At 59.6% G+C, this 6,679-nt stretch carries 6 protein-coding genes; all 6 read left to right on the forward strand.

All coding sequences use genetic code 11. The annotated features are described in order from the left end of the window. Positions 1–79: 79 nt before the first annotated feature. The 6 genes from F1529_RS11940 to F1529_RS11965 all read left to right on the forward strand — a co-directional run bounded on the left by F1529_RS11940 (position 80) and on the right by F1529_RS11965 (position 6,516). Positions 80–721: a gluconate 2-dehydrogenase subunit 3 family protein gene (locus F1529_RS11940; protein ID WP_155135008.1), complete on the forward strand. Its 642-nt coding sequence runs from the start codon at positions 80–82 to the stop codon at positions 719–721. Continuing rightward, positions 718–2,298: a GMC family oxidoreductase gene (locus F1529_RS11945; protein ID WP_155135010.1), complete on the forward strand. Its 1,581-nt coding sequence runs from the start codon at positions 718–720 to the stop codon at positions 2,296–2,298. Before F1529_RS11940 ends, F1529_RS11945 begins: the two co-directional genes overlap by 4 nt. Positions 2,299–2,505: 207 nt before the next feature. After that, entirely contained in the window at positions 2,506–3,102 is a 597-nt protein-coding gene (locus F1529_RS11950; RefSeq protein ID WP_007150876.1) for a hypothetical protein, read from the forward strand. A gap of 15 nt (positions 3,103–3,117) precedes the next feature. Continuing rightward, on the forward strand, positions 3,118–4,716 hold the full coding sequence (locus F1529_RS11955) for an FAD-dependent oxidoreductase (RefSeq protein ID WP_155135014.1): 1,599 nt from the start codon (positions 3,118–3,120) through the stop codon (positions 4,714–4,716). Between the two features lie 157 nt (positions 4,717–4,873). Further along, positions 4,874–6,031 carry an iron-containing alcohol dehydrogenase gene (locus F1529_RS11960; protein WP_155135017.1) on the forward strand — a complete coding sequence of 386 codons (1,158 nt, stop codon included), beginning with the start codon at positions 4,874–4,876 and terminating at the stop codon, positions 6,029–6,031. Positions 6,032–6,078: 47 nt separating this feature from the next. Further along, positions 6,079–6,516: a thioesterase family protein gene (locus F1529_RS11965; protein ID WP_063518735.1), complete on the forward strand. Its 438-nt coding sequence runs from the start codon at positions 6,079–6,081 to the stop codon at positions 6,514–6,516. Positions 6,517–6,679: the final 163 nt, after the last annotated feature.

Raw genomic sequence — 6,679 nt, forward strand, 5'->3', positions numbered from 1 at the left:
GCTGTGCAGGTAAACACATTGTTTTCATAAGGGCTTTTCAGTAGCTTCATCACTGACTTGTTTGTGTTGAGGACAGACCATGAAAAGCCCCCATTCCGCCCCCAACGTGGCGGCAATCTGGCAGCAGGGCATGGCCCGACGGCGCTTTCTGAAATGGAGCCTGCTGGGTTCCGCGGGTGTGGCTGCCGTGGCCGCCGGCGGTTTTGCCTTTCTGCGCCGCTCCCCGCTGGACAACCAGCCTGCGCCGGAGTGGGCCACCGGGCTTTCTGCTGCGGAATATCACCTTTTTGATCGTGCCCGCCAGGTGTTGTTGCCGGTGGAAGGCACCGCGCTGACCCCCAGTGACCAGGTGCCGGTGGTGCGTAATGTGCAGGCACTGCTGAATAACCTGGACCCGGCCACGCGCAAGGAAATGGGGACGGGGCTGGGCTTGTTCGACAACGCGGCGGTGCTCAGTCACGGCCGTCGTTTTGTGGATCTATCCGACGCGGATGCGCGCGCTTATTTTGACAGTTGGGGACGCGCCAGCGTGATTCAGCGCACCCTGGCCACAGTGATCAAGCAACTGACCTATAGCGCGTACTGGCAGGAGCCGGCCACCTGGGCGCCGACAGGTTTTGATGGCCCGGTCAGCGACAAGTGGGGGCTTGCCTATCTCGGCAATGCGCCGTTACCGGCCGATGATGCGCTGCGCGCCAACCAGCCGGAGGGGCAGGCATGAACGACACAATCGCAACAACAGCGGACAATACGGCAGGTTGGCAGGCCACAGGCCTTGCGGTGCACCAGGCCAGTGATTTGACGGGCAAGCAGCCCGAGGGCGAGCGGCTGACAATTGAGGCGGATGTGGTGATCGTCGGCTCCGGAGCGGGCGGGGCGGTCAGTGCCTATGAGCTGGCCCGGCGGGGTTTCAAGGTTGTGGTTCTGGAAGCTGGCGCCTATGTGCCCTCAAAGGACTTCACCGAACGGTTCACCGACAGCCTGGACACCCTGTATCAAGACCATGGCGGCCAGACCAACAGCAGCGGCGATTTGTTGGTGCTGCAGGGCGCCTGTGTGGGGGGGTCCACGGTGGTCAATGGTTGTGTGTGTTTCCGTACGCCGGATTTCATCCTGCAGGACTGGCAGCGGGATTTTGGTCTCGATGACCTGACCACGGCGGAGCTGACACCCTATTTCGACGAAGTGGAAAAGAACCTGGCCGTCCATGAAAACGGTGAGCATGAAATTCCCCGTCACGGGCGCCTGATCCGCGCCGGTGCCAACCGCCTGGGTTGGTCGGTGAAACCGTTGCAGCGCAATATCCGCCAGTGCGGCCTGACCGGGCACTGCCTGTCTGGCTGCAAGACCGAGCGCAAGCAGTCCATGCTGGTGACCTATTTGCCCTGGGCTGCGGCCCACGGGGCGCAGATTTATGCGGATACCCGCGTGGAGAACATTCTCACCGAAAACGGCAAGGCCAGTGGTGTGGAGGCAACGGTAACCCACCGTGATGGCTCTGTTGCAGCGCGCATGACCGTCACCGCGCCCCGGGTGATTGTCGCAGCAGGGGCGGTGCAGACCCCGCTGCTGCTGCTGAAAAGCGGACTGGGTAACCGGTCCGGGCAGGTGGGAAAGAACTTCGCCTGTCACCCGTCATTGTACGTTCCCGCCCGCTATCCAGAGCCGGTTTATCCCTGGCGTGGCGCCATGCTCGGTGTGTATGTGGATGAGTTCATGCATCCTGATAAAGGCGGTTTCGTGCTGGAAGACGGCGGCGCCGGGCTGGTGGAGCTGACCATGGCGGCGGAACCGGGCACCGGCAAACCGTTCATGGATTACATGGCCGATGCCAAGTACCTGGGCGGGTTGGTCACGCTGATCCACGACCACAATGTGGGCACCATTGAGTGGGACGGCGAGCGCAAGAAGATCAACTACCAGCTCAGCGACATGGATTTTCCCTCCATGCAGCGAGCGCTGAAAGCGGCTGCGCGTCTGCATCTGGCGTCGGGTGCCGAAGAGGTTTATGTTCCCGCCAGCGATAACCGGGTGATTCGCAGTGAGGCAGATATCGATGAGATGGTCGATACGCTGGAAAACCTGCCGCAGCACCTGCGTATGGTCAGTTATCACCCCCAGGGCACCTGCCGAATGGGGGCGGACCCGGACCATAGCGTGGTAGGCAGCGATGGCCAGAGCCACGATGTTCCCGGGCTGTACGTGGCTGACGCCAGCTTGCTACCCACCTCCATTATCGTCAATCCGCAGATCACGGTGTATGCGCTGGCTACCCGAATTGCCCGGCAAATGGCGTGAAAACAGCGGGCAGGGATGCCCGCAGCCCAGCCCTTCGTAATCACGTCGTCCCGCTTGATCATAACGCCCACCCCCGGTTGCGCCGGGGGCTTTGGCGTTTGTAACGGTTTGTTATAGACTCAAGGAATAATAACGATGGCAAATACCGCTCCACCAATAACAACAAGGGCCTGAACGAAAAACAGGCCTGCCCAGGAGAGGGTCTGAATGAAGAATAATAACCGTGCGCCGCTGCCCGGCTTTCTGGGTGGCCTAGAGCCACTGAGCCGCCGCGGATTTCTGCGCACCAGTGTGCTGGCGGGTGCCGCCTTCACCACGGGCTGTTCCAGTCTGTTCGGCCGCCGTGAGGCACCGGAAACCCTCGAATATCACAGCCTCAATGACGACGAAGTCGAGGTGATCACCCGCCTGACCGAGGTGATGATCCCCGCTGATCGTTATGGGTTGCCCTCCAGTACGGATGTCGTACCCACCATAAAAAACGTGGATGCCATGGCCCAGCGAATGCCGCCGCAGACCCGCGAATTGCTGGGGCTGGGAATCTGGGTGTTCAACAACCGACCCATGGTCAGTTTCAAATTCAGCCGTTTTACCCGTTTGCCTGATGACAAGGCACTGGCTTATGTGGATGCCATGCAGGAAGGCTCGTTCTTTGAACGCGGGCTGATGACCACCCTGAAAGCGTTGGTGGCATTGAACTACTGGCGTGACGAGCGCACCTGGCCGGGTCTGGAATATCACGGGCCGGTGACGGAGTTGTGGGGTGTACGACGATTGGGGAATGCCCCGTTACCACGGGCGTAAGGGCGGAGAATAATAATGGCGTTTGTACGAGTAGCCCGGGACGGGGTTCCTGTCACCCAGGCAAAAGACGTGGCACTGGATGCCAGCCTGGGTAAGCGATTCACACTGAAAACCGATGTGGTGGTGGTGGGCTCCGGAGCCGCCGGTGCCATGGTGGCCTATGAAATGGCCAAGGCCGGGCGGGATGTGCTGGTGCTGGAATCCGGTCGTTACTACCCAAGCTCGCAATTCACCGAGCACCTGGGTGACACCATGACCAAGATTTATCAGGATCAGGTGGGCCAGGTAAATACCACTGCGGATATCATCTTTGTGCAGGGTGCCTGCGTGGGCGGTTCCACCGTTATTGGTGCCTGCGTTATGGAGAAGCCTGGTGATGAGGTGCTCGATGGCTGGGCCAGCAAGTACGGGCTGGAGAATTTGTCTGCGGAAAAATTTCGCCCTTATCTGGATACCGTGGCCGACCAGCTACAGATTCACATCAACGAAGCCCACGAAATCAATGCCTGCGCCCACAAGGTGATTCAGGGCTGCGAGAAAATGCAGTTTTCCTGGAAGCCGGCGCAGCGCAATGTGAAGCAATGCGCGCTTACCGGGCATTGTCTGGCGGGATGCCCGTCGGATCGGAAAATGAGTTCCCTGGTCACCCATCTGCCCTGGGCGGCGGCGCATGGCGCACGGATTTTCTCGGATACGGAAGTGGTAAAAGTGCGCACCCGAAACGGCCGGGCTAGCGGGGTGGAAGCCCGCGTGACCGACCCGGACAGCGGTGCCCATGTGGCAGACATGCAGGTGGATGCGGATTTGGTGGTGTTGGCGGCGGGGGCCATTCACAGCCCGTTGATCATGCAGCGCAGTGAAATTGCAGACCGCAGCGGGCAACTGGGCCGTAACTTGTCCATCCAGCCGTTCACCCAGGTGATGGGGAAATTCAAGGAGCCGCTGTACGGGTTCCGTGGTGCCCTGGTCGGGGTGCAGGTGGATGAGTTTACCCGCACGGACGGCTACACCATTTTCTCGGGGCTGGCTGAGCCGGAGTCCCTCATGGCGCAAGGCGATATGAAGGCCGGCAAGGCGCATATCGATTTCATGAAGGACTACAAATACTACGCTGGAGTGAACGCTTTCAGCACCGATCTGGGCCGGGGGTATGTGCAGTGGGATGGCGACGCCTATACCGGCGGCAAGACCATTCACTGGAACCCCAACCGGGAAGAATTTGAGAACATGAAGGCATCGGCGGCGCTGGCCGCACGGATCTTCTTTTCCGGTGGCGCCGAGAAAGTGTTCATGCCGACCTTCCAGAGTCTGGAAGTAGACTCTGTATTCAGCCTGGATGAAAAACTGGCGCAAGTGGATTATGGCATCAAGGGCATGTACACCTTTCGCTCCAACAGTTTCAGCCCCCACGGCACATGCCGTATGGGCGCCGACAGCTATGACTCCGTGGTGGCGCCCAATGGCGAAGTCCATGGCACTGCGGGGCTGTTCGTGGCGGATGCCAGCCTGATCCCCGAACCGATGAGCGCGCCACCCCAATGGACGGTGCAGGCGCTGGCCAAGTATGTCAGTGACCAGATCAATGCCAAGGCGAGCAGTTATTTTATTGGCTGATCGGGCCTATCAGAACGACACAGAACGCGCCTTCGGGCGCGTTTTTTATTGATAAACAGATACACTTTTGGCGTTAAATCCGTGGGGATTGGCACCTATGCCCATGGTCAGCTGTGCTAGCATAAAATCACATTCCAAATTTCGATGGAGAGACACCATGGTGGGGTTTGAATTTGCCACCACGCACCGTGTGTTGGTGGAAGCGGGTGCCGCAACCCGTTTGCCTGAGCTGTGCCAGCAGCTGGGCGCAACCCGGGTCATGCTGGTCACCGATCCGGGGATTCGCAGCACCCCCTTGCTGGGGCCGGTGGAAGAGAGCTTTCGCAGCGCCAACATGCCGTTGACGCTTTTCGACCAGGTGACTGCGGACCCTGCAGACTCGGTGGTGCTGGAGGCAGCAGCCAGTGCCAGGGACGCCGGGGCGGACCTGGTGATCGGTTTTGGCGGTGGCTCGTCCATGGATGTGGCCAAGTTGGTCGCTTTGCTGTCACACCCCAAGGCCAGCCAGCAATTGTCCGATATCTACGGCGTTGGCCTGGCAACGGGGCCGCGACTGCCGTTGGTGCAGGTGCCGACGACTGCTGGTACCGGCTCTGAAGTGACGCCGGTGGCAATCGTGACGACCGGTGCGACCACCAAGGCGGGCGTTGTGGCGCCGTCGTTGTTGCCGGATCTGGCTGTGCTGGACGCCGAGCTGACCCTGGGGCTACCGCCTCATGTGACTGCCGCAACCGGCGTGGATGCCATGGTGCATGCCATCGAGGCGTATACCAGTGCGCACAAGAAAAACCCGTACTCCGACATGCTGGCCCGTGAAGCGCTGCGCCTGCTGGGGGGCAATCTGGCTACGGCAGTGAAGGAGGGCAGTAATCTGGTTGCCCGGGAAGCTTGCCTGCTGGGTGCAATGATGGCGGGGCAAGCCTTTGCCAATGCCCCGGTAGCGGCAGTGCACGCGCTGGCTTACCCTCTGGGAGGGCATTTTCACATCCCACATGGCTTGAGCAACTCTCTGGTGTTGCCGGAAGTGCTGCGTTTCAATTTGCCCAAGGCGGCGCCGCTCTATGCTGAACTGGCGCCGATTCTCAGTGACCGCCCCTTTGCTGACCATGAAGATGGCGCGGGAGTATTGGTTGCGGCGCTGGAGTCGCTGATCCGTGAGGTGGGCCTGCCGGTACGCCTGCGCGATGCCGGGGTCACCGAAGACAGCCTGGAAACCCTGGCCTCGGATGCCATGCTGCAGCAACGGCTACTGGTGAATAACCCCCGTGAAGTGACGGAGGCGGATGCCCTGAATATTTACAAGGCAGTGTATTGATCAAGAGACGCAACAGGTGATATGCAGCACTTCAGGAAATAACACGAATGAGTAGTGATAAACCGAGCCGCCCTCAGCGTGAGGAGTACGGCTACCTTTGCCCGGTGGATAGTCGCTGGAGCGATAACGATATCTACGGCCACATCAACAACGTGGTGTATTACAGCTATTTTGATTCCACCATCAACCGCTACCTGGTCGACGAAGGCGGACTGGATATCCACGAAGGGGAGCACATCGCCTATGTGGTCAGCTCCGGTTGTGACTATCTGGAAGCGGCAGCCTATCCGGAATCATTGGTGGTGGGGATGAAGGTGGACAAGCTGGGAAACAGTTCTGTGCGCTATGGATTGGCACTGTTTGGCAGTGAAGGCCCGGCGAAGGCTACGGGCTTTGTGGTACACGTGTTCGTGAATCGAGCAACAGGGCGGCCTGTAGCCATTCCTGATGCCCTGCGCGAAGCGTTAGCGCGGCTGGCCCAATAGTGCGTGATCGTTGTCAGAAAAGGGCGATACTCAGTAACAGCTTGCTCATTATGTAGATACCGTCTCTCTGAATGAACCACAACCCTCTCAAGTGGGTTGTGGTTCATATTCTTTCTGGTGTGCCAGCACGCCATAAGCTATGTGCACCAGTTTTCTCATCGCC

The organism is Alcanivorax sp. VBW004, from assembly GCF_009718865.1.
In the GTDB taxonomy this organism is placed as follows: Bacteria; Pseudomonadota; Gammaproteobacteria; order Pseudomonadales; family Alcanivoracaceae; genus Alcanivorax.